The organism is Bradyrhizobium sp. SZCCHNPS1003, from assembly GCF_032381555.1.
GTDB lineage: Bacteria > Pseudomonadota > Alphaproteobacteria > Rhizobiales > Xanthobacteraceae > Bradyrhizobium.
This window is the reverse complement of sequence record NZ_JAUHIU010000012.1, coordinates 186,720-208,078: the sequence shown is the minus strand read 5'-3', so window position 1 is coordinate 208,078 and position 21,359 is coordinate 186,720. Positions and strand designations below refer to the sequence as shown.

19 protein-coding genes are annotated in these 21,359 nt (G+C 65.1%); 5 read left to right on the top strand and 14 right to left on the bottom strand.

The genetic code is table 11. The annotated features are described in order from the left end of the window. Positions 1–19: 19 nt before the first annotated feature. The 8 genes from QX126_RS21240 to QX126_RS21205 form a co-directional block, all read right to left on the bottom strand. Positions 20–3,121, bottom strand: coding sequence for an EAL domain-containing protein (locus tag QX126_RS21240; RefSeq protein WP_315783422.1), 3,102 nt, complete (start codon positions 3,119–3,121; stop codon positions 20–22). A gap of 204 nt (positions 3,122–3,325) precedes the next feature. Then, positions 3,326–4,396: a branched-chain amino acid ABC transporter permease gene (locus QX126_RS21235; RefSeq protein WP_315783420.1), complete on the bottom strand. Its 1,071-nt coding sequence runs from the start codon at positions 4,394–4,396 to the stop codon at positions 3,326–3,328. Next, positions 4,393–5,403, bottom strand: a complete 1,011-nt coding sequence (locus tag QX126_RS21230; protein ID WP_315783418.1) for a branched-chain amino acid ABC transporter permease — start codon at positions 5,401–5,403, stop codon at positions 4,393–4,395. Before QX126_RS21230 ends, QX126_RS21235 begins: the two co-directional genes overlap by 4 nt. Then, on the bottom strand, positions 5,400–6,122 hold the full coding sequence (locus tag QX126_RS21225) for an ABC transporter ATP-binding protein (protein ID WP_315783416.1): 723 nt from the start codon (positions 6,120–6,122) through the stop codon (positions 5,400–5,402). The genes QX126_RS21230 and QX126_RS21225 overlap by 4 nt, the downstream gene beginning before the upstream one ends. Further along, positions 6,119–6,883 carry an ABC transporter ATP-binding protein gene (locus QX126_RS21220; protein ID WP_315783415.1) on the bottom strand — a complete coding sequence of 255 codons (765 nt, stop codon included), beginning with the start codon at positions 6,881–6,883 and terminating at the stop codon, positions 6,119–6,121. Before QX126_RS21220 ends, QX126_RS21225 begins: the two co-directional genes overlap by 4 nt. Positions 6,884–6,950: 67 nt before the next feature. After that, the gene (locus QX126_RS21215; protein WP_315783413.1) at positions 6,951–8,144 is read right to left on the bottom strand and encodes a substrate-binding domain-containing protein; all 1,194 of its coding nucleotides are present in this window, start codon (positions 8,142–8,144) and stop codon (positions 6,951–6,953) included. A 131-nt stretch (positions 8,145–8,275) separates the two neighbouring features. Continuing rightward, positions 8,276–10,054 (bottom strand): putative bifunctional diguanylate cyclase/phosphodiesterase, encoded by a 1,779-nt coding sequence (locus QX126_RS21210; RefSeq protein WP_315783411.1) that lies wholly within the window; start codon positions 10,052–10,054, stop codon positions 8,276–8,278. A gap of 191 nt (positions 10,055–10,245) precedes the next feature. Further along, positions 10,246–11,214, bottom strand: coding sequence for a sensor histidine kinase (locus QX126_RS21205; RefSeq protein WP_315735382.1), 969 nt, complete (start codon positions 11,212–11,214; stop codon positions 10,246–10,248). 181 nt (positions 11,215–11,395) lie between these two features. On the opposite strand from QX126_RS21205, the gene QX126_RS21200 reads away from it, so the two are divergent. Beyond that, positions 11,396–12,238, top strand: coding sequence for an SDR family oxidoreductase (locus tag QX126_RS21200; RefSeq protein ID WP_315783409.1), 843 nt, complete (start codon positions 11,396–11,398; stop codon positions 12,236–12,238). Between the two features lie 172 nt (positions 12,239–12,410). On the opposite strand, the gene QX126_RS21195 is transcribed toward QX126_RS21200, so the two are convergent. Then, entirely contained in the window at positions 12,411–13,787 is a 1,377-nt protein-coding gene (locus QX126_RS21195; RefSeq protein WP_315773234.1) for a cytochrome P450, read from the bottom strand. Between the two features lie 654 nt (positions 13,788–14,441). On the opposite strand from QX126_RS21195, the gene QX126_RS21190 reads away from it, so the two are divergent. Continuing rightward, complete coding sequence (locus QX126_RS21190; RefSeq protein WP_315773232.1) at positions 14,442–14,747, top strand: hypothetical protein; 306 nt, start codon at positions 14,442–14,444, stop codon at positions 14,745–14,747. Here the strand turns inward: QX126_RS21190 and QX126_RS21185 are convergent. Continuing rightward, positions 14,728–14,886, bottom strand: a complete 159-nt coding sequence (locus QX126_RS21185; RefSeq protein WP_213737209.1) for a hypothetical protein — start codon at positions 14,884–14,886, stop codon at positions 14,728–14,730. The genes QX126_RS21190 and QX126_RS21185 overlap by 20 nt on opposite strands. A 219-nt stretch (positions 14,887–15,105) precedes the next feature. Further along, a complete protein-coding gene (locus tag QX126_RS21180; RefSeq protein WP_315773231.1) occupies positions 15,106–15,417 on the bottom strand; it encodes a hypothetical protein in 312 nt (103 codons plus the stop codon). A 236-nt stretch (positions 15,418–15,653) separates the two neighbouring features. Between QX126_RS21180 and QX126_RS21175 the strand changes: the two genes are divergently transcribed. Further along, on the top strand, positions 15,654–15,776 hold the full coding sequence (locus QX126_RS21175) for a hypothetical protein (protein ID WP_315775741.1): 123 nt from the start codon (positions 15,654–15,656) through the stop codon (positions 15,774–15,776). 210 nt (positions 15,777–15,986) lie between these two features. Here the strand turns inward: QX126_RS21175 and QX126_RS21170 are convergent, their stop codons facing one another. Continuing rightward, entirely contained in the window at positions 15,987–17,228 is a 1,242-nt protein-coding gene (locus tag QX126_RS21170; protein WP_315735365.1) for an LLM class flavin-dependent oxidoreductase, read from the bottom strand. Positions 17,229–17,670: 442 nt separating this feature from the next. Between QX126_RS21170 and QX126_RS21165 the strand changes: the two genes are divergently transcribed. Beyond that, complete coding sequence (locus tag QX126_RS21165; RefSeq protein ID WP_315773227.1) at positions 17,671–19,146, top strand: PHB depolymerase family esterase; 1,476 nt, start codon at positions 17,671–17,673, stop codon at positions 19,144–19,146. 49 nt (positions 19,147–19,195) lie between these two features. Here QX126_RS21165 and QX126_RS21160 read toward each other — a convergent pair whose 3' ends face one another. Then, complete coding sequence (locus tag QX126_RS21160) at positions 19,196–19,864, bottom strand: MBL fold metallo-hydrolase (RefSeq protein WP_315773226.1); 669 nt, start codon at positions 19,862–19,864, stop codon at positions 19,196–19,198. A gap of 492 nt (positions 19,865–20,356) precedes the next feature. Between QX126_RS21160 and QX126_RS21155 the strand changes: the two genes are divergently transcribed. Continuing rightward, a complete protein-coding gene (locus QX126_RS21155) occupies positions 20,357–20,839 on the top strand; it encodes an MmcB family DNA repair protein (RefSeq protein ID WP_315735358.1) in 483 nt (160 codons plus the stop codon). A 157-nt stretch (positions 20,840–20,996) separates the two neighbouring features. Here QX126_RS21155 and QX126_RS21150 read toward each other — a convergent pair whose 3' ends face one another. Then, a complete protein-coding gene (locus QX126_RS21150; RefSeq protein WP_315735356.1) occupies positions 20,997–21,257 on the bottom strand; it encodes a DUF1488 domain-containing protein in 261 nt (86 codons plus the stop codon). Positions 21,258–21,359: the final 102 nt, after the last annotated feature.

The following is a 21,359-nucleotide window of genomic DNA, read 5'->3' as shown; positions in this document are numbered from 1 at the left end:
ACCGTGCCGGCGAGCCGGCTCAGCCGGCGACCTGCAGGCCCCCTGCCGCCGCCTCCAGGGCAAACAGCTTGCGCAGCTCGGCCGCCGGCTTCGGGGCGCTGAACAGATAGCCCTGCATTTCGGTGCAGCCGAGCTGGCGCAGCGCCGTCTGCTGCGCCCCGGTCTCGACGCCTTCGGCCGTGGTCGTCATGTTGCTGGCGGCGGCGATGCTCACCACCGCCTGGACGATCGCCGACGAGCTGCCGGCGCCGATGTCGCTGACGAAGCAGCGGTCGATCTTGATCTTGTCGAACGGGAACCGCTTCAGATAGCTCAGCGACGAATAGCCGGTGCCGAAATCGTCGAGCGCGATGCGCACGCCCATGTCGTGCAACTGGTGCAGGATGCCGAGCGCGGCGTCGTCGTCGCTGATCAGCACCGCCTCGGTGATCTCGATCTCGAGCCGTTCGGGTGCAAGGCCGGCCGCCGACAGCGCGCCTGCGATCCGCAGCGCCAGGGTCGGCGATTTGAGCTGCACGGGCGAGACGTTCACGGCGATGCGGATGTCGGCGGGCCAATGCGCGGCCTCGGCGCAGGCGGTGCGTAACACCCAGTCGCCGATCTCGTTGATGAGCCCGGTGTCCTCGGCGAGCGGAATGAAGTCGAGCGGCGGCACCATCCCTCGCTCCGGATGACGCCAGCGCAACAGCGCCTCGCAGCCGGTCATGACGTTCTCGCTGAAGCCGAGCAGCGGCTGGTAGTGCAGCTCGAACTGGCCTTCCGTGATCGCCCGGCGCAGGTCCTGCTGCAACTGCAGCCGCGCGCGCGCGTTTTCATCCATCGCCGGCTCGAAGAAACGGAAAGTGCGGCGGCCGCCGGCCTTGGCGGCATACATTGCGAGGTCGGCATTCTTGGTCAGCTGGTCGCGCTCGACGCCGTCCTGGGGCGCCAGCGCGATGCCGATGCTGGCGTCGGTCGACAATTGGTGGCCCAGGCATTTATAGGGCTCGCGGATCGCGTCGAGGATCTCCTTCACGGCCACGATGACCTCGTCCCGGTCCGCAACGGTGGTCAGCAGCACCGCGAATTCATCGCCGCCGAGCCGGGCCACCATATCCTCCGGCGCGAGGCAGCTTTCGATGCGGCGCGCGATCGTCTTCAACAGCTCGTCGCCGACATGATGGCCGAGCGAATCGTTGATGCCCTTGAACTCGTCGACATCGATGTAGAGCAGCGCGAAGAAGGTGCCGTGGCGCACGCGTTCCAGTTCCTCGTCGATGCGCTCCTGGAACAGCACGCGGTTCGGCAGCTCGGTCAATGCATCGAAATGTGCGAGATGGGCGATCTTCTCGTCGGCCAGCCGCCGCTCCGTGGTGTCCTCGATCACGTTGATCAGATAGCGCGGCCGCTGTGCATCATCCGCGACGGCGATGCGCCGCGATGTGATGTAGCGCAAGCCCAGTCCCGGACTCTGCCAGGGATGTTCGGCGAGAAACAGCCCGTCCGACTGCTCCAGAGCCCGGTCGTCGTCCGCCGTCACCTTTTCCGCGACCGGTCGCGGCAGCAGGTCGAACACCGTCTTGCCGACGATCTCGTCGCGTGGCACGCCGAAGCGCTGCTCGGTCGACTGGTTGACCAGCACGTAGCGGCGGTCGCGGACGTCCTTGACCATGATGTGTGACGGGATGTGGTCGATGATCTCGCGCAGGAATGCGTAGTTGCGGTCGCGCTCCTGCTCGATCCTGCGATGCTCGCTGATGTCCTCGATCGTCGTGACCCATCCGCCCGACGCCAGCGGCTTGTCGATGATGTTGAAGAAGCGTCCGGCTCCGCCCTCCGCGATCATCTGCGAGGTGCCGCCTGCTGCGGCTCTGTCGATGATGTCGGCGCAGAAGTCGGTCACGTCGCCGTTGAAGGATCCGCGCGCCTTGCAGTGCGCGATGACCTCGCTGAGGTGGGCACCGGGCCTGATCGCGTCTCTGGACAGGCCGAGCAGGTCGATGAAGCGCTGATTGAACATCACGACGCATGCGTTCGCGTCGAACGAGATCAGCCCCTGCGTCATGTTGTCCAGCGCAGTCTCGACCCGTTGCTTCTCGGTCTCCAGTTGACGCGTTGCCGCACGCCCCTGTCGCACGATCTGCCGGATCATCAGGCTGAACGTCAGGGCGATGACCGCGATCGCAAGCATCGCCGCACCTACGAGCAGCACCATCTGCGATCGCCAGTCCGCGAGCGCATCGTCGACCAGCCTATTGGCCGAGATGACGAGCGGGAAGCGCCCGATCCTGGAGGCGGACGCGATCTTCTCCAGGTTGTCGACGGAGCTCGTGAGCAGGGTCGTGCGCAGGCCACTCTCCGCGACCCCCTTCAGCAGCTCGTCGTTCCCGATCCTGGCGCCCATCAGGGATTCGGCGTGCGGGTAGCGCGCCAGCACGGCGCCGTCGGAATGGACCAGCATGATCGACGAGCCCTTCCCGAGAGCCATCGATTCCAGGAACGTCTCGTAGGTGTGCGGATCCACCCGGCGGGTCAGGAGGCCGAGGAATTCCCCGTTCGGGCCGTTCAGGCGATGCGCGACGATGGTCGCCCAGCCGCCGGTGACGCGGCTCATGACCGGCAGGATCACGAAGCTGTCCGGCCGCGATGCCGATTGCAGGTCCTTGAAGTAGGAGCGGTCCGCGACGTTGATGGCCGGCAGCGGGTCGTTGGACGACCAGTTCACGAAATTGCCGTCGACGTCGATGATCGTGAGGTCTCCCATATAGGACAGGCCACTGACCTGAGACCGCAGCATCTCGCTGATCTCGGGTTTTGCCATCTCGGTCCGGAACGCCTCCGGCGAACCGATCGACCCGAGCTGCATGCGGTGGATCGCATGCGACACCGCGGTCTCGGCATCTTCGAACTGCTGCGCGAAATGCCGGCTCAACAGCAGCACGGTATTTTCGAGCTCGCGCTCGTTGTTGGCGATCGCACGTGTCCGAAAGCCGCTGGCCATGACGATCGTCCCGATGACGATCGCTGCGATCAGAAGCGCGCCGCACGCGATCAGCCATGGCACCGGACCGCGCCAGAGGGACGTGCCAATCCGTTCCGGCTCGCTACCGCCGGTCCCTGACGTGTCTGCTGCGCCCTGCATGCCTTGATCGACCCGGGGAGGAAATGACTTGTTGCAAGCAAGCTTGATAACAAGGCACTGGTGCCGGACCGGTTAGGAAATGCGGTTAGCCGTCGCTTAAGGGCGCGTCGAAACTTCGCGGCAAACGATAATTTCCGCATGCGAATACCGTGCGGCCAAAGCTGCGGCGGCGCCGCAGCGCGGAATTTTAAGGGTACTTGCAGCTCAGCGTGTCGCGCCCGGCTTGTTGCGGAGGCGCCCGACGACGCCGGTCGGAAAGAAATAGACGCTGGCGATGAACAGGAGGCCGAGCCACAGCAGCCAGCGGTCGGGGTGCAGCAGGCCGGGCAGAAGCGGCAGTCCGGCGTCCGCCGCCGCGGTCGAAGCGATCCCCATCAGGGCCTGCAGATAATTCTGCGCCAGGATGAAGATCGCAGCCCCAATGATGGCGCCATAGATCGTGCCCATGCCACCGATCACCACCATCAGAAGGATGTCGAGCATGATCGAGAAGGCGAGGGAGGTGTCGGGGCCGGCATAGCGCAGCCACAGCGCGTTCAGCATGCCCGCGCACGCCGCGATGACGGCGGCGATGCAGTTGGCATAGGTGAGATGGAAGACGGTGCGGTAGCCGAGCGCCTCGGCCCGGAAGCGGTTCTCGCGGATCGCCTGCAGCACGCGGCCGAACGGCGAGTTCACGACGCGCAGCAGCGCCAGGATCATCAGCGCGCAGGCCACCAGCACCAGGTAATAGGTCAGGATGCGGCCGTTGATCGGGAAGCCGAACCAGTCCTTGCTAATGAAGACCGTGCCGGGTCGCAACAGCTCAGGCAGCTGAAAGCTGCGGCCGTCCTCGCCGCCCGTCAGCCACGAGAGTTGCGAGGCCAGCACCAGGAAGGCGGAGGCGACGGCGAGGGTGATCATCGCAAAGAAGATCGCCTCGACGCGCAGCGAGAACAGGCCGATCGCGAGCGCCAGCAGCAATGCGAGCGGCAGCCCGGCGGCGACGGCAACCGCCACCGCGGTCCAGTTGGGACCGAGCCCGTAGAGCGCGATCGCGATCGCATAGGAGCCGATGCCGTAGAACATCGTATGCGCGAACGACACCGAGCCGGTGTAGCCCAGCAGCAGATCGTAGGAGGCGACCAGCGCGGCGAAGATGCAGATCTTGGCGGCGACGTTGAGCGCCTTGGCGCCAGGAAAGATGAAGGGTGTCGCCAGCAGTGCCAGGATGATGACGGTGAGCAGGATGGACAGCGCGCGGCTGCGCGGTGGGTCGCCGGACAGGATCATCATCGGCTGGTCACCGCATAGAGGCCGCGCGGCCGCCACATCAGCACGGCGACCATCAGCAGGATGTTGGAGACGAGGGCGAGCTTCGGCACCAGGAAGCCGCCATAGTTGGCAACCATCGCGACCAGCATCGCGCCGATGAAGCAGCCGGTGATCGAGCCGAGCCCGCCAATGATCACGACGATGAATACCAGCACGGTGAGCTCGTCGCCGATCGAGGCATGCACCTGCTCGCGATACAGCCCCCACATCACGCCGCCGACGCCGGCCAGCGCCGAGCCGGCCATGAACACGCCGAGGAACAGCCGGCGGATGCGATAGCCGAGCGCCTCGACCATCTCGCGGTTCTCGACGCCGGCGCGGATCAACAGGCCGATCTTGGTCCGGTTCAGCACCAGCTCGATGGCGACGAAGATCGCGAAGCCGACGAGCATGGCCAGCAACCGGTATTTCGAGATCGCGACGTCACCGATGATGAAGGATCCACGCAACGCCGTGGGCAGCGGCATGGGAATGATCTGCGGGCCGAACAACGCATACAGGGTCTGCTCGGCAACGATGAGGCCGCCGGTGGTCATCAGGATCTGCTTGAGGTGCTGGCCGTAGACCGGCAGCACCAGCACGCGCTCGACGACGAGGCCGAGCGCGCCGGTCACGCCCATCGACAGCAGCGCAGCCGGGACGAGGACGGCGAGATTGGTCAGCAGCGAGTCGGACTGGGCCCAGCCCGCCAGCGGCAGCAGCACCAGGGTCGCAACGTAGGCGCCGACGGCGATGAAGGCACCGTGGCCGAAATTGAGCACGTCCATCAGGCCGAATACGAGCGTCAGGCCCGAGGCCATGATGAAGATCATCATGCCCATCGCGAGGCTCGCAACCGTCAGGGTAACCCAGGAACTCGCTGACCCGACCAGCGGGATCATCAGGAGCGCCAGCACGACCGGCAGCAGCAGCGGCGCGATGTCGCGCTTCGGCTTGGGCAGCGCATCGGTTGCCGCGATCTCGCTCATTGATGCGCCTCCAGGCTGAGGCCGAGCAGGCGCTCCTGCAGCGGCACGTCGGCCGCGAGCACGGCCATCTCGCCGCGATGGACGATGGTGCCGTTGTCCATCACCAGCACCTGGTCGCCGAGCTCGCGCGCGGCGTGAAAATTCTGCTCGACCAGCAGGATCGTGGCGCCACGGCGCTTGATCTCCTTGAGGCATTCGATCAGCGACACCACGATCGCCGGCGCCAGGCCCTTGGTCGGCTCGTCGATCAGCAGCAGCTTGCGCGGCTCGACGATCGCGCGCGCGATCGACAGCATCTGCTTTTGGCCGCCGGACAGGCTGCCGGCGCGGGACAACCAGAACTTCTTCAGGGCTGGAAAGAAGCCGAAGATCCAGGCGAGCTGGGCATCGTCGAGCGGACCGTTGCGCGCCGCCAGCACCAGGTTCTCCTTGACCGTCAGGTCGGAGAACACCGCCATGCTCTCGGGCACGTAGCCGACGCCGCGCTGTGCGATGTCGGGCGTCGCGAGCTTTTCGATCGCTTCGCCCGCGAGCGTGATGGTGCCGGTCTTCGCCTGCCACAGCCCCATGATGGTGCGCAAGGTTGTGGTCTTGCCGGCGCCGTTGCGGCCAAGCAGCATCGTGGTCTGGCCCTCGGGCACCTCGAAGTCGACGCCCTGCAGGATGTGATAGCGTCCGATATAGGTCTCGACGCCCGCAAGCTTCAGTAGCGTGCTCATGCCGCGCTCCGCGGCGCGACGCCGAGATAGGCTTCCTGCACGATGGGCGAGGCGATGACCTCCGCCGGCTCGCCGTCGGCGACCAGCTGGCCGTTATGCAGCACGATGATGCGGTCGGCGAGCGAGCGCACGACGTCCATCTTGTGCTCGACCAGCAGGATGATCCTGCTCTTGTCCTGCTTGAGCCTGCCGATCAGGTCGAGCACGACAGGGACCTCGTCGATGCTCATGCCGGCGGTGGGCTCGTCGAACATGAAAACCTTCGGCTCGAGCGCCATCATCAGCGCGACCTCGAGCTTGCGCTGGTCGCCATGCGACAGCGTCGTCGCGGTGATGCTCCGGCGGCTGCCGAGAGCCACCTGATCGAGGATTGCATCGGCGCGCGCAATCAGGTCACGGCGTGCCATCCAGGGACGCAGGAGATCGTAATGGACCCCGCTTTGGGCCTGGACCGCCAATCGCACATTCTCTTCGACGCTGAGATTGGGAAACAGATTGGTGAGCTGGAAGGCGCGGCCAAGGCCGGCGCGGGTGCGCAGCGGCGCCGAGAGATTGGTGATGTCACTGCCGTCGAAAACGATGGACCCCGCGGAGGCGCGCAACTGGCCGGAGATCAGATTGAAATAGGTCGTCTTGCCGGCGCCGTTGGGGCCGACGATCGCGGTCAGCTCGCCCGGCCGGAAGCTGCAGCTGACGCTGTTGACCGCGACATGGCCGCCGAAGCGGATGGTGAGATCGCGGGTTTCGAGGGTGAGGGCCATATCGTCAGCTGTATGACTTCCAAAGTGGACGTGCCCGGCGCGAGGGCCGGGCACGGATGTCAGCATCTCAGCGCTTGTTGCGGATCGGGACGGTCATCTCGTCGATCTTGATCTCGCGCACCGGCTCGTTGACGGCCCAGGCGAGGTTCGGGTCGACCTTGACGCGGAAGTGATACATGCTTTGCAGCGCCTGGTGATCCTCTTTCCGGAAGACCATCTTGCCCTTCGGCGTATCGAACTCCATGCCTTCCATCGCCGCAATCAGCTTCTCGGTATCGGTCGACTTGGCCTTGGTCACGGCGGTGACGACCGCCATCGCCGCGGAGAAGCCGCCCGCGGTGAAGAAGTCCGGCGGTGCGTTGAAGCGCTTCTGGTGCTCTGCCACCAGCCAGTCGTTCACGGGGTTCTTGGGAATGTCATAATAATAGTAGGTGGCGCCTTCCATGCCGGGCAGCCGCTTGTAGGCGGCAAGCGCCGGCAGGATGTTGCCGCCGGTCGACAGCTCGATGCCGTAGCGCTTGGGATCCATGTCCTGCAGCTTGGTGAGCGGATCGCCGGCGCCGGCCCAGATCACCCAGATGATCTTCTTGCCGGGCTTGTCCTTCAGCGCGTCGAACAGGCGCTGGCCGACGGCGGTGAAGTCGGTGGTGCTGGTCGGCACATATTCCTCGGCGCCCAGCGTCGCGCCGGTCTTGGCCAGCGCCTCCTTGAAGGCGGCGACGCCGTCGCGTCCGAAGGCATAGTCCTGGGCCAGCGTGGCGACGGTGACGCCGGGCTTGCCGATCGCGACCGCGTTGGAGATTGCGTCCTGCGAGGAGTTGCGGCCGGTGCGGAAGATGTAGCGGTTCCACTTCTCGCCGGTGATCTGGTCAGCCACTGCCGGCTCGACGATCAGGATCTTCTTGTTCTCTTCGGCGACCGGCAGGTTGGCGAGCGCCGCAGCGGAGGAGGTCGTGCCGATGGCGATGTCGGCGCCATCGTCCTGATAGGCCTCGGAGAGCGCCGCCTTCGACAAATCGGGCTTGCCCTGGTCGTCCTTGGTGATGATGACGATCTTGCGACCGTCGATCATGTTGGTGCCCTTGGTGGCATATTCGAAGCCGAGGCGAAGACCGGCCTCGGTCTGCTTGGCATAGGCCTCGAGCGGGCCGGTCTTGCCGTAGATGAGAGCGATTTTCAGATCGTCGGCCTGGGCGGCGGTGGCCAGCAGGGCCGCAGTCAGTGATGAAACAATGCCTTTGAGTATATATGACGTCTTCACGAGCCTTCCTCCCAGCTACCGGCGGCTGTTGTCTGCAACTGATAGTGTGCAGGCTCGGCCTGGGTCAAGGCGCTTTCGGCGGCACCCCGTGACGGCTCATTCCTCGGGCCGAGGGCTATTCCTCCTAAAACTCAGCGCCGATAGCGGCTGCTGCGCGCATAGGACTGGCGATTTTCCTGCACAGGGCGACTGGCGAGACTGATGCGCGCTTCGCTTGCAAGCGGGGCCGCCGGCTTCAGCTCCTCGAGGAAGATCGGACGCGAGAAGTAGTAGCCCTGCGCATAGCGGATCTTGGTCGCGGCCTGCAGATAAGCGAGCTCCTCAAAGGACTCGATGCCCTCCGCGATCACGGTCATGCCGAGCGCTTCGCTCAGGGATTCGATCGCACGCAGGATGCCCTGGCTGCGCGGCCGCTTATGAATGTCGGTGATGAAGGAGCGGTCGATCTTGATCTCGTCCGCCGTGATGTCGGCGAGCGCCGACAGCGACGAATAGCCGATGCCGAAATCGTCGATCGAGATGCCGACGCCGATCCCGCGCAGCAGCGGCACGATCTCGTCCTGGAAATGGCTGCGGGTCACGAACGCGTCCTCGGTGACCTCGATCATGAACCGCTTGGGAAAGCCGGTTGCTGCAATCGCCCGGGCGAAGGGCTGCATGAATTCCGGATTCGACGCCTGTTTTGCCGCGACGTTGATGCTGATCGTCGCCTCGGGTCCAAACGCGTCGTTGATCAGATCGATCGACTTGACGATCTCGGCCAGCACGAGATGGGCGAGCTCGTCGATCAGGCCGAGCTCGACGGCGAGATTGATGAAGGAGCCGGGAGCCTGGATCACGCCTTCATTGTCGCGCAGGCGCACCAGCGCCTCGATGCCCTTGATCTCCTCGGTGCGGATGTCGACCTTGGCCTGGAACGCGCAGCAGAAGCGCTTTTCGAGGATCGCGAGCCGCAGCGACTGCTCGACCTTCATGCGCGCCAGCGCCTCGTGCTCCATTGCGCTCGAGAAGAAGGCCAGTGCGCCCTTGCCGCCGTTCTTGACGCGATACATCGCGAGATCGGCGTTCTGGCGCAGCACGTCGTAGCTCGCGCCGTGCTCGGGAAACAGGCTGACGCCAACGGACGCCGAGGCGAATACCTCGGCGCCGTCGATGAAGAAGGGCGCGTTCAGGCGGTTCACCATGTCCTGGAGGAATTCGGCGACCTCCTCGGCGCGCTCGATCGGATGCAGCAGCAGCAGGAACTCGTCGCCGCTGATACGCGACAGCAGGTCCGATTCGCGCAGGTCGCGGCTGATACGCTTGGCGAGCTCGACCAGCAGCGCATCGCCGGTGGCGTGGCCGTAATAGTCGTTGATGTATTTGAAATTATCGAGATCGAGAAAGGCGAGCGCGAAGCGTCCGTCGACCCGGCCGCGCCGGACCAGATGGTCGGCGCGATGCTCGACCACGCGGCGCATCGGCAGGCCGGTCAGCTCGTCGTAATAGGCGGCCCGAAAAAGCTGGTCCTCGAACTCCTTCTGCTCGCTGATGTCGGCCGAGCTGGAGATGAGGACTACTTGGTCACCGATGCGGACCGGTCGATGCGCGGTCAGCAGGGTCTGCGCGCCGCGCTCGCCTGCCACTTTTTCCTCGCCGATCACCGTTCGCCCCCGGCCGAGGATCTCGCGGCAGGCGGTGCGCCGGTTATGGAGATGCGGCGCCGAGAGGCCGTCGATGCTGTTGGCGGCGGCGCCGAGCTGAACGGCGGCCGTATCGTTGACCAGCAGAAAGCGACCGTGCTCGTCCTGGACCGTGACGCCCGACGGCAGCTGGCTGAGGACGCTACGCAGGAAGCGCAGCTCGGCCTCGGTCGAGCCCAGCCCCTCGTTCGGCCCGGGGGAAAAGTTGAATCGGTCGCTGCTGTACATGCGCCGATTGTGCAAAGTTCCCGCTTCATTTTAGTTAAGCGCTACGTAGAAACACGGAACGCGCGAGCCAAGTATTGGAAATGACGGAGCTTTGTGCCGCGGCGTCATTAACCGTTCGTGAATCGGAGTAGCGACGCGGCCGCACGCATGCGGCGAAAGTCGTAGGCAGCAATGGCCGCCCGGCGGCCGGTTCAGTTCGGTGGCACGCGACACTGCAAGGTGCAGTGAAGGCCGGATTCGAGAAACCTGGTCTCGGTCCTGCCATCGAACGACGACAGCACGGACTTCAGCAATTTGCTCCCGAAACCGGGCTTGCCGATCGGACCGATCGGTGGACCCCCGGCCTCGTCCCAGGTCAGATCGAGGCGGTCCTCCTGCATCGTCCACGACACCTGAAGGAAGCCGCGCGGCGAGGCAAAGGCGCCGTACTTGCCGGCATTGGTCGCAAGCTCGTGAAAGATCAAAGCGAGGCTGACGGCGAGCTTGGCAGGCAGGAACAGCGGCGGGCCGTTGAGCTCGAAGCGGACATGGCCATATGGCCCGAGCTCCGAGACCAGCAGATCCTTCAGGTCGCAGCCCTGTCCGTCGGCGCGCGCGATCAGGTCGTCGGCGGTCGCGAGCGCGCGGATGCGCTGGTCGATGCGGCTCCACACCTGCGGCTGGTCGTACAGCACCTGATGCAGCACGGCGTGAATGGTCGAGGTCTTGTTCTTGAGCCGGTGATGCAGTTCGTCGACCAGGAGCTTGCGATACTGCTCCTCCTGGGCGAGGCGCCGGGCGATCTCGCGCTGTTTGCCGGCCAGGCGCCGGTAGTGATCGACGCCCCAGATCACCAGCATCGCCACGACCATATACATCGCCATCAGCGCGAGCCGGGCGCCATCGGCCGGACCGCCGCCAAAATCGAGCGTCAGGCCGAGCGCTGCGCCAGCGATCGCCGTTGCCAGGCCGACGCCCGATCCGCCCATCGCGGTGGCGAAGAAGACGGCCGCCATGTAGGGCGTGAAGAACACGTCGGGCCGCAGATGCGCCATGCCGTAGCGGATCGCCGTGGCTGCGAGCAGGCACATCGCTGCAAACATGCAGCTCCATGTCAGGGAAGGCTGCTGCTCGCCGCGCCAGATCCGCTTGATGTCGTCGATGAGTCGCGTCATGGACATCCATGAGCCTCAACTGCGCAACCAAATTAAGGCCGACGTGGCGGTAATTTGTCCGGTTGATGGAAGCCGCCTTGCGTGTGTTGCAGGTTGGCGCGCACGATGATGGTTCCGCGGCGGAACTCAGGCGCTTATTATTCCGTCGCCAAGAATGAGCACGCAGCAACAACGGAAGGAGCAGCGAATGGGACGGTTGGAGGGCAAGGTCGCCGTGATCACGGGCGCGACCAGCGGGATCGGGCTGCGGACGGCGGAGATCTTCGTGGCCGAGGGGGCGAAGGTCGTCGTTGCAGGCCGGCGCAGCGCCGAGGGTGAGGCGCTGGCGCGCCGGCTCGGAGCGGACTGCGTCTTCCGGCAGACCGACGTCACCGTCGACGAGCAGATGCGGGCATTGATCGATGGCGCGGCCGAGCGCTTCGGCCGGCTCGATTGCGTGTTCAACAATGCCGGCGGCCCGGCGCAGACCGGCGGCATCGAAGGGCTCGACGCCGATCGTTTCGACCAGGCCATGGCGGTGCTGGTGCGCAGCGTCATGCTCGGCATGAAATACGCCGCGCCCCACATGAAGCGGCAAGGCTCCGGCAGCATCATCAACAACGGCTCGATCGCCGGCCGGCTCGCGGGCTATTCGACCTCGGTGGTCTACAGCACGGCGAAGGCGGCCGTGATCCATCTGACGAAATGCGTGGCGATGGAGCTCGGCGAGTCCGGCGTGCGCGTCAACTCGATCTCGCCCGGACTGATCGCCACCGGGATCTTCGGCAAGGCGCTCGGTCTGTCGACCGAGGCCGCCGAGAAGACGCCGGAGACGATCCGCAACGCCTATGCCACGGCGCAGCCGATTCCGCGTGCCGGCCTGCCCGACGACATCGCCTACGCCGCGGTGTTTCTCGCCAGCGACGAAGCGAGTTTCATCAACGGCCATGATCTCGTCATCGACGGCGCCATCACCGGCGGCCGCAATTGGACCCAGCAGCAGCAGGGCTATCAGGCGATGCGCAAGCTGTTGGGGGATGCGGCGGAGTAGGGACGGCGAAGTATACATTTCGTCATGCCCGGACATCCACGTCTCTCATCCGCGAGTTGCAGCAGGATGGATGGCCGGGTCAAGCCCGGCCATGACGAGGAGGAAGACGAGGAGGAAAGCGTCCGCAACAAACCAAGATCCTTGGCGCCCTTGCTGTATCAATGCGCGCCGGTCACACCGCCTTCAGCATCACCTTCAGCCCGTCGCGCGGCTTCGGGATCGGCCAGACCTGCCAGCTCGGCTGATAGCCGGGGGCGAAGGAGACCTCGATGTTGGACAGGAAATGCCGCGCAAAGCATTTCACCTGCATGTAGGCGAAGTGCAGGCCGAGGCACATATGCGCGCCGCCGCCGAACGGCACCCAGGCGAAGCGGTGGCGGCCGCGCTGGGCCTCGTCGGTGAAGCGCATCGGATCGAAGCGCTCGGGCTCGGGCCAGATCTCCGGCATGTGATGCGTGAACATCGGATTGATGCCGACGCCGGTGCCGGCGGGAATCGCATAGCCCTTGAAGGTGAAGTCCCGGACCGGGCGGCGCGGCAATGACGGCACCGGCGGCATCAGCCGCAAGGTCTCCTGGAACGCCATCTCGGTGAGCTTCATCTTCTCCAGATGCTCCGAGCTCATCGGATCGCCCTCTGCAAGGCCGAGGCTCGCGACCTCGTCGCGCAGCTTCTGCTGCCACTCTGGATGCGCGGCGAGCTGGGCGACGAACGAGGTGATCGACGAGGTCAGCGTGTCGTGCGCGGCCATCATCAGGAAGCTCATGTGATCGACGATGTCCTGCGTCGACAGCAGCGCGCCGCGGTCGTCGGTGGCGCGGCACAGATGCGAGAACAGGTCCTCGCCGTCGCCGCGCGCGCGGCGCAGCGGGATCTGCTCGGAGAAATAGGCGACGATGCGCTGGCGGCCCTTGACGCCGCGCGCCATCTGCGTACCCGGCAGCGGCCGGCGGATCGGCGCCACCGCGGCCGCGACCATGTCGACGAAGGCGCGGTTGATCGCATCGACCTCGGGCCCGATCTCGCTCCCCAGGAAGGACGTCGCCGCGAGATCCAGCGTCAGCTGCTTGATCGCGGGATAGAACAGCATCTCGCCCGGATTTGCCTTCCACTGCGCGACGCGTGCGGCGATGCCGCGGTCGAGGCCGGCGAGATAGGACTTCATCGGCCCGGCCTTGAAGGCGACCGACAGCGCCTTGCGGTGCATGCGATGCTCCTCGAAATCGAGCAGCATCAGGCCGCGCGGAAACAGCAGATTGAGGATGTGGCCCCAGCCATGCGCCGACGAGAACAGCTTGGCCTGGTCGAACAGCACAAGCTCGTTGGCTTCGGGGCCGAGCAGCACGACGTTGACGTCGCCGAACATGTGGGTGCGGTAGACGGGGCCATACTTCCTGGCGTTGCGCTCGACGTGACCCTTGGGGTCGGCGAGCGTCTCGAATGTCTTGCCGATGATCGGCCAGCCTTCGTCGCCGGGGATATGGGTGAGTGAATTGCGCCGTGGCGGGGTCAGCCTGATCGCATCAGAGACCACATGCTGCATCGACATCGCGGGGCTTCCTCTCGTCTGATGGCCGGTGTCTCGGATCTGACTTCGTTTCGGTCAGTGGCACAGTGGCAGACACCGTGGCCTGCATTGTCGGGCGGTTGCGGCCCTGATGCAATACGCTCCGGTGTCTCATGATCCGCCAGTTGTGCTGCGTCGCACGCGGCTGCGATCTCGCGGCGCGTTGATGCGTCCGAGGGATGGAATATTCCGCCCTCCTGCAGACAGAGGGCACGGGGAATGCCGGGCGCTGGCCGCACCCATGGCCCGCCTGCAGAAAAAAATGCAGGCGGCAGGTACCACAGGTTCAGCCGAGGCATCCCGGCATTCCCCGCGCGATGGTTTTGACGGCTGCTTCGCGATCTCCTCGGTGCGCCGGGCTTTCTGGCCACCGTGAGCGACAACGCGCTTGCGCGCACTGCGCAGGACACCAGCATCGGGGTGCCAGGACCACGCGACTTGACCGTGCGCATCGCCGTCGTTCGTCCGCGCGGCATCAACCACGCTGCGACATCGACACGCCCACCGCATCCCGCCTCAACGTTCGTGACGACCGCGAAGCGCCCCTCTTATCGAGACGGGACGGTGGGAGAGAAGCATGAATTCTGATAAAGAGAAACAGGAATATTTTTGCGCGCAGGACTGGACAGGGGTGATGTGATTGAGGTGGTTCGCGAAATGAGTTTTTCGGCGCGCACCGTCTCGCGGCGATCGACCTGTGATCGGCAGGCCGGCGCGGTGGTGTTTCTTTTCTCAAGACGTTTTGCTGGAAGTGATTTGCCCGTCGGGCCTGACGGTCGCCATCAGCCTTCTGCTGTCGTTGATGCGCGACGCCGCGATATCGGCGATCGATCGACGCAGGTTCAGCGGATCATCTTTCGAGGCGATAAAGCCTCGTCGCCGTCAGAAGCCGCCACGCGTTCTGACGCGGACGCCAAGGCTGTCAGCCGCCCGATTTGTTGATTTTCTTCACCTTGGCGTCGGTTGCCTCGATCGAGGCCGCCAGCTCCAGGATCGCCTTTGCCAGGAGGTCGGCGGCCTCCTTGGGGTCCTGCGACCGTTCGGCGCGCAGCGCGTAGTTCTTGGCTGAGGAGAGTGACATTGGCGACCTTTCCCACGGAAAAGCCCGCCGGGTCGAGACGACGGGCTGCCTGACGCGTCCTACGCGCGAGCGGTCCCCTTGCAGACCGTGCGCGATTAGCCGCGAGAATGGCAGAGCGGGGTTAAGAAAATCCTCGTGACGCTCGCTTCGCCTATGCGTCGTCTGCCGCGCGCGTGGCCGCGTCGCGCACGAACGTCGGTTCGCGTCGAGGCGCCGATTTCAAAGCACGACGCCTTGGCGATAGGCGAGCTTGGCCCGGCCCTTTATCCGCATGCCTCGCCGCGAGACCTCGAGAGCGATTTGGTCGCGGTCGATTCGGGTCATCAGGACGCCGCAGCAGTCATAATGCGCAATTCCAATGTCGCGGCCTGTTTCGATGTGCAATTCCGTGCGGGCCGGGTCTGGGCCGAAATTGCGCACGATCGCGTCGTCGCCATAAAAGCGCTTGATCGTGTCCTTGATGAAAATGACTTCATCAGCAGACAAGGGAGCGGGCGGCTGCGGAGGGCACTGGGGTTTGGCAGCGGGCATGGCGCTCAAAGTAGCGCCCGGGCAGTTTGGAGCCAAGCCTCGCCTGCCCCATGGTTTGACTGTTCTCACTGTCATCGACGAGCGCACGACCGCTCGCTTCAGGACTAGCCGCGCCTCAGAACTTGTAGCCGACGCCGACCGTCGCCGTATTCGTTCGCGTCGTCACATGCGCGGTGAAGCGGTCGTCGAAGCCGACACCGACGCCGCCGGCGACGAAGAATGTCCGCCTCGCCACCGTGCTCGGCCTCGTCGTCTACCCGCAACTCCAGAAGCCGGTCGACCTGCCGGCCCTGCGCGAGACGCTGAAGCAGATCGCGACCATCGCCGACTGCGGGAAGCTCGTCGCGGCGGTGAGGTAGTCACGCGCTCGACCGTTCGAGTTGCGCCTTGCCGCCATATTAGAGTCCAACCATTAGGGCCGTCATGGCCGGACTTGTCCCGGCGATCCACGTCGTTCGACATGGTGGATGGACGTGGATGCCCGGGTCAAGCCCGGGCATGACGAGTAACTAATTAGCGGCATCAATGCCGCTATATTGCGCGTGCCGCGGAGCGGCTTCGCCCCACGCTCACCCTCGCTGTTTCGCCGCCGCCTCCTGCAGATCCGGGGCATTCACGGCCGGAATCGCGATCCGTCCTGGCCCCGTCTGCGACAGCGCGGCGGCGGCCTTGTCGTTGTCCATGATCTTGGCCATCACGGCCTGGCCGGCGCGGTCGAAGATGGCGCGGTTCTCGATGACGAATTTCTGCGAGCGGCGCAGGCCGTCGATGTAGCCGTTGATCTCCGGCACGACGTAGCGCGCGACCATGTCCCAGCTGCGCCGCGAAGCTTCCGGGTTGGCCCAGTCGTGCACGAAGCCGATGATGTGGCCGACGCCGCCCGACACCTGCATCAGGTTCTTGATCGTCTTGACGAGATCGTCCGGCGTGCCGATCGTCGACGCCGCGCCCTCGACGAAGGCGGTCTTGTCGACGGCCTCGTCCGGCGATGAGAAGGCCTTCAGGCCGGGCCGCATCAGGGTGCCGACGGTGTACTCGTTGTGCCAGCGCATCAATCCCGCGCCGGCCTCGCGCCGTGCCTGCTCGCGCGTCTCCGCGATGTGCCAGGATAGCAGCACGCGCCAGTTCGCGCGGCTCACGGTCGTGCCGTGCTTCTTCGCCGCGTCCTCGGCAAACTCCCATTGCTGCGGCAGCGCCATCAGCCCCTGCGTCGACATCGAGCCGAGCGAGATGATGCCGATGCCGTATTTGCCGGCCAACGTCATGCCGGACGGCGAGATCTGCGAGGCCACGACGAACGGCATCTCCTCCTGCAACGGCAGGATCTGCAAGGCCGCATCGTTCATCGTGAACCAGTCGCTCTTGGCGGTGACGCGCTCGCCGTTGAACAGGCGGCGGATGATGGCGATCGCCTCGTCCTGACGGTCGCGCTGCGTCATCGGATCGATGCCGAGTGTGTGGGCATCGGAGGCGAGCGCGCCGGGGCCCGAGCCGAAGATGGCGCGGCCGCCGGTCATGTGATCGAGCTGCACCATCCGCTGCGCGACGTTGTAGGGATGATGGTAGGGCAGCGAGATCACGCCGGTGCCGAGCCTGATGCGCTTGGTGCGCTCGCCGGCGGCGGCGAGAAACATCTCGGGGGAAGCGATCATCTCCCAGCCGCTGGAATGATGCTCGCCGCACCAGAACTCATCGTAGCCGAGCTCGTCGAGCTGCGCGACCAGATCGAGGTCGCGGCGGAATTGCAGCATCGGATGCTCGCCGATCGGATGATGCGGAGCGAGGAACGCTCCGAATTTGAGCCGCGCCATGCGTTTTCTCCCAAGCGGAATTCGTTGTTGCTTGCCGATCAGGCTAGTTGGCGCATCGGTGTCAGGCAATCACCTTGGCCCGTATGCCGATCGGTGCATGGCTGCCATTTGTTTGTTTACTGATCGCCGATCGGTACGGCACACTTCCCGCTGACATGGTCGATTCGCGATGTGGCTCGAATGATGATTTCCAAATCGCGGTCGTCGGCCTTTGCGGTTGCGGAGTCTGTCGCGTTCACGCCAGCGGCGATATTCGTGGTGCTCGGTTCGCATTTCGGTGATTGCTGCGTGAAGCGCCGCGTCGGCGTGGCATTTAGATCGCAGCAAGACCGAAATTCGCAATCAAATTGCTGACGTCCGGGATGGTGTGGGCTTTTTCTTTTGCACTGCAGCAACCATCTGGGTGATGGTGGATTGTCTACCCGCTGCCGTGAATACGCGAATGCCTAAGGAGCTGCCGTTGTCCCTCGCCGAAAATGTTGAGTATTTGCGACGGCTGCGCGAGCTGAACAGTATTACCGGATTTGCCGATTTTCATCGTCAGCCGCGTCGCGCTCCAGAGAATCCCCTGATCGAGATCGAGCACTTCGGCACCAACCCTGGGCGCCTGAAGATGTTTGCCTATGTGCCGGCGCAGCGTCAGCCGCTGGCGCCGCTGGTCGTCGTGCTGCATGGCTGCGGGCAGGGCGCCGCCGACTACGATCTCGGCGCCGGCTGGTCGACGCTCGCCAAGCATTTCGGCTTCGCGCTGCTGCTGCCGGAGCAGCAGCGGGTCAACAATCCGCAGCGCTGCTTCAACTGGTTTCAGTCCGAAGACATCACGCGTGATCAGGGCGAGGTCGCCTCGATCCGTCAGATGATTGCGCGCATGGTGGCGGATTGTGCCATCGATCCCAGGCGCATCTACGTCACCGGCCTGTCGGCGGGCGGCGCGATGACCATGGCGCTGCTCTCGGCGCATCCCGAATTGTTCGCTGCCGGCGCTGTCATCGCCGGGCTGCCGTTCGGCACCGCGCGCAGTATGCGCGACGCGATCCTGCAGATGCGGATGCCGCCGGCGCGCCCCGCAGGCGAGCTCGGCGATCTCGTTCGCCGTGCCTCGAACCACCGCGGCAAGTGGCCGAAGCTGTCGGTGTGGCACGGCACAGCGGACTACACCGTGCATCCGGACAATGCCGGCGAGATCGTCAAGCAGTGGCTGGACCTGCACCATCTGCCGCTGGCGCCGATGGCCGCGGCCGAGGTGAACGGCTATCCGCATGAGCAATGGTGGAATGCCGACGGCGAGACCGTGGTGGAATCGTTCACGATCTCCAACATGGCGCATGGCACGCCGATCGGGATCGCGGCCAACGACAAGCGCTATGGCAAGGCCGGGCCGTTCCTGCTCGAGGCCGGCATCTCCTCGTCCTATCACATCGCGAAATTCTTCGGCGTCACCGATTGGATTCGTCCGCTCAAGGCGGCCACGACGTCGCCGAGCACGAAGCTGATCCCGCAGGTGTCGCCGATCTCGGCGGTGCCGGCCTTCACCAAGATCTTGCGACGCGCGACGGACGCCCCATCGCCCACTGCGGAACCGGTCGACGTCAAGCCGGCCGAGATCAAGGTGGTCGAGCCCAGAATGTCGCCGACCGGCATGCTGCTCTCTGCACCGGCATCCGCTGCGGTCCCGCAGCCCGAGGTCGAGCCCCAGTCGCCGGCATCCGAGTCGCGGAAAGCGGCCAAGCCCAAGCCGGACCAGAGGCCGGAGTCCAAGCCCGTGGCCGTCTCCAAGCCCGCGGAGCCGAAACGGCTGGAGTCGGCGACCGGCGAATCTTCGATCAACGGCAGTGGCGCGAGCGCCAGGCCGCGGCGCCGGACCATCGACGTCGCTGCCGTGATCGACCGTGCCCTGCAAGCGGCCGGCCTGAAGTAGACGGCCACAACCGCAGCCGTTCAGAGCTCGCTCGCGAGGGACGCGCGGGTCAGACGTCGCCGGTCAGGAATGGGTTGGTCATGCGCTCCTGGCCGAAGCTCGATCCGGCGCCATGGCCGCAGATGAAGCCGACGTCGTCGCCGAGCGGCAGCAGCTTGTCCTTGATCGATCTGATCAGCGTCTCATGGCTGCCGCCGGGCAAATCGGTGCGGCCGACCGAGCCGTTGAACAGCACGTCGCCGACCTGGGCGAAGCGCATCTCCTTGTTGAAGAACACGACGCTGCCCGGCGAATGCCCCGGGCAATGCAGGATATCGAAGACGAGCTCGCCGATCTCGACGCGGTCGCCCTCCTCGAGCCAGCGATCCGGCGTGAAATCGCGCACGCCTGTGATGCCGAAGCGCGCGCCGCTGGTGACGACGTTGTCGAGCAGGAACTTGTCGGCGACATGCGGCCCCTCGATCGGCACCTTCAGCGCGTCGCGCAGATCGGCCGCGCCGCCGACGTGATCGATATGGCCATGCGTCAGCCAGATCTTCTCCACGGTGACCTTTGCCTGCGCGATCGCGGCCTGGATGTTGGGCACGTCGCCGCCGGGATCGATCACGATCGCCTTCCGGGTCGCCTCGCACCACAGGATGGTGCAGTTCTGCTCGAACGGCGTGACGGGCACGATCATCGCGCCGGCCTTCGCCTTGGTCTGGTCTCGCTCGCTCATGGCGCCAGCATGCCGATTTTTCGCAGTGCGCCAAGCAAAAAACACCGCGGTGCGGCGGCCTGACACTTCACCGGCATCGTCCATCGCCTACCACTCTCTTGACGCTCGATGTCGATGCGATCTGGCTGTCGCCGATCTTCACTTCGTCGGCCGCAAAGTACGGCTGACGGCCTGACGGCCGCCGCGACCACGATCAACACGCCGATGCCGGTCGGGATCGACGAGGCGACATTGTTGGCGTCTCTGAGGACGGAGATGTCCGACCCAAGGTGGCGCGTGCACGTGCAGGCGTTTTTCGCCGAGGTCGATGTCTCCGTGATCCATAGTCTTGTCGTCGGCCATGTCGTCACGTTCGCAGAGCTACGACGTCGACCTGGATTCGAGCGCCGCCCTGCGGGCGGCCGTCTGTTAAGCGGAAGGCTGGCGTCAGGTTCCGGTTCCCCGGTGATTAGCGTGCTTGGGCGACGCCCGGAATCGGCTATGCTGTGGCGCATGGAATCGTCAGCCGCCAGGATCAGCCTCGTTCCCATCGACCGCCGCCAATCCGAGACGGCGCTGGCGATCGCGCGCGGCACCTCGCGCTTGCTGCGCTCGCTCGGCTTTGCCACCATCAGCGAGCTGCCGCTGCCGTCGGGACGTCGCGCCGACCTGGTGGCGCTGAACGAGCGCGGCGAGATCTGGATCGTCGAGATCAAGTCGTCGGTCGAGGATCTGCGCGCGGATCACAAATGGGAGGACTACCGTGCCCATTGCGACCGGCTGTTCTTCGCCTTCACGCAGGATCTGCCGTGCGAGATCTTTCCGCAGGACACCGGCCTGATCGTGGCCGATGCCTATGGCGCCCACCTGCATTGCGAGGCGCCAGAGCACAGATTGCCGGCGCCGACGCGCAAGCTCATGACGGTGCGCTTCGGGCTCGCGGCGGCGCAGCGGATCAACCGGCTGATCGACCCGCAGGGCCACGCGGACCTCTAGAGAATCCTCAAATGCGGTCCACTGGACGGGGGTTCCCCGCCTAGGTAGGTGACAGAGGCTCCGTCAGGTCACGAGTCTCAAGATGAGAGACATCAGCATCGCTGAGAGCCGATCCGCATCACCACCAGCCTGGCCGATCGATCGCCAGGCATCGCCGTCAAAAATTGGCAGCGACGAGATCGTAGGATCCCCGGCTGCCGCGGACATAGACCCTGGCGGCGGCGGCGCAGATCCGCTCGCGGTTGGAATCGAACGCGGTCAGAAAGCCCGACTCGTCCGGACGGGTGTCGGGTTGAAGGCGTCTCAACGCGCCCTCGTCGACGAAGAACGACGCTTCCATCGCGCTGTCATAGCCCCAGAACCGTACGGCACGTCGCGTGCGGTCATAGGAGCGGCTGTGATTTGGAAACTCAATCATGTGTGTGTCCGATCAGGTTCGGAGGACGCCGCCGATAGGGCGGACGTCATCCAAGGGGCGTCGTTCGGCGGTGGTCGCCGGCGACAAAGGTTTGCGCGCATC